Source organism: Mycobacterium sp. TH-M11, assembly GCF_057473725.1.
On the sequence record NZ_JBYCLD010000506.1, the window covers coordinates 1 to 1,792 of the forward strand.

The 1,792-nt window shown below is 63.8% G+C and carries 3 protein-coding genes; 1 reads left to right on the top strand and 2 read right to left on the bottom strand.

The window, feature by feature from the left end; all coding sequences use genetic code 11:
• Nucleotides 1–122: 122 nt before the first annotated feature.
• Together AC2VOG_RS19275 and AC2VOG_RS19280 are read right to left on the bottom strand one after the other, a co-directional pair.
• The gene (locus AC2VOG_RS19275; RefSeq protein ID WP_369738131.1) at nucleotides 123–1,172 is read right to left on the bottom strand and encodes an integrase core domain-containing protein; all 1,050 of its coding nucleotides are present in this window, start codon (nucleotides 1,170–1,172) and stop codon (nucleotides 123–125) included.
• Between the two features lie 26 nt (nucleotides 1,173–1,198).
• Entirely contained in the window at nucleotides 1,199–1,543 is a 345-nt protein-coding gene (locus AC2VOG_RS19280; protein WP_369738284.1) for a helix-turn-helix domain-containing protein, read from the bottom strand.
• 37 nt (nucleotides 1,544–1,580) lie between these two features.
• Here AC2VOG_RS19280 and AC2VOG_RS19285 point away from each other — a divergent pair.
• A partial coding sequence (locus AC2VOG_RS19285; protein WP_486941432.1) for an alcohol dehydrogenase catalytic domain-containing protein occupies nucleotides 1,581–1,792 on the top strand: 212 nt, incomplete at its 3' end.

Here is a 1,792-nt window from a genome sequence, read left to right on the forward strand (position 1 = left end):
CCGACAGCGCTGCCGCCCGCGACGCCTTCCGCAGAGAGGCTGTGACGACCGCGGCGCTGGACCACCCGAACATCGTGACGGTGTGAGGTGTTTCTGACTTTGCGATAGACATTCGCGTTTGATCAGACAACATCGTCGGGATCCTGTATGGGTTGAGTGTGCCTTTGCTGGCGGTGCCAGGCAAGTCGGCGGTTGCGGGCGGATTCGAGCCCGGCTTGGCGTGCTTTGCGGATGGCCTCCCCTCGTCCTTCGTGTTCGTCGTTGGGCGTGACATAGCCGATGCCGGCGTGCAACCGGACTCCGTTCCAGAATTGGCGGGTGACGGCAAGTTCGGCGCGCAGGGTGGCGGGGTCCTCGATCGCGAGCAGGTGCGGGAACTCGGCCTTGAGGTGCCCGTTGAAACTCTCGATCCAGGCTTGATCGGTCGGCGTTCCGGGGCGTCCGAAGTGCTGGGCGATCGCAGACATGGCCATGAACTCCCGCGTCGAGCCCGACGTCATCTGGGGACCGTTATCGGACACCGCGAGCAGGATCGGCCGGGCCTGGTCGTCGATGCCGATATCGACCAGGCCGTCGGCGCGTCGCTCAACGGCCTGCAGGAGTCCCTCGATGTCGAGCGCGTCGGTGAACCCGATCTCGACCTGGGTGGAGGTTTCCTCAGCGGAGACGACCTCGGTGATCCACTTGCGCGAGACCAAATCCTGAATGATCAACACTGCCATCCCCGCCCTGGTGAAGTGCGTCGTATCGTAAATCCAGATCGAGTTCGGCTTGTAGTCCACCCAATCCGGGAAGGGCTTGCGTTGAGAACGTCCAGGCTTGGGAAGTGGTCGAAAGTGCTTGTCCGCCAAGAACAGGACCCGACGAACACTCGACGGTGACACCCATACCCGGCCCAGATAAGAGCCGCGGTGAGCAAGCTTGCGGTGCGAGCGGTCGGTCTCGCCCCACTGGTCGAACAACGCCAAGATCTCGCTGACTTCTTCGTCGAGCAGCCCATGCATGGGCGACCCACCAGGGATCTTGTCGACCAGCTGGCCGATCGCTCGGCGAGCGATCCAGCGATGTGCCCGCAGCTCGCCGAGCTCCAACGCATGGCATGCCTGGCGCAGTGTCCAACCTTCATCGACCGCCTGGTCGAGCAAGCCCAACAGCGCCGTCTTGGTGGCCACGTCGACACGGTGTGGGACTCGGCCACTTAGCCCCAGCGCCCTTTTCCCTCGACCAACGTCAGCCGCACGGCCATCTCCTTGAGTGCCTCGGACAGCCGCGCGTTCTCGGCCTTGGCGGCATCGAGTTCGTAGTCGCGTTGGCGGGCCGCCGCGCCTGGCTTGGCTGCCGCCAGCGCGGCCAGCGCACCTTCCTTGGCGATCGTGCGGATGCGCATGATCGTCGTGCGATCCACCTGATGGTTGGCGGCGGCCTCGGCGATCGTCACCTCCTGGCGTACCAGCTGCAGCCATATCTCGTACTTCTGCGACGGGCTCAAGAACCGCTTCGGGCGACGGTGCGAGCGGTCGCCACCAGAGTTTGCTTCGGACATGATCAGATCCTCCAAGAGAGCTCGGAGAACCCGTCGGATGTCGTCTGATCGACACACCGATCTCTATCGCGAAGTCAGACGCAAAACAGCCGCCGCCAACCCGATGGACTTCGGCATCCGAAAAGGCAAGATGAAGATGGTTACCGGCCGCAGCTTTCCGCGGGGGTTGGGCTACGACTTCGCCGGCGTCGTCGAGGCGGTCGGTAAAAACGTCACCCGACTCCGTGTGGGTGACGAAGTGCTCGGTGC

What these genes read in the sequence shown, in the direction of transcription:
- AC2VOG_RS19280 (WP_369738284.1), bottom strand. Translation starts at nt 1,543, where the DNA reads ATGTCCGAAGCAAACTCTGGTGGCGACCGCTCGCACCGTCGCCCGAAG.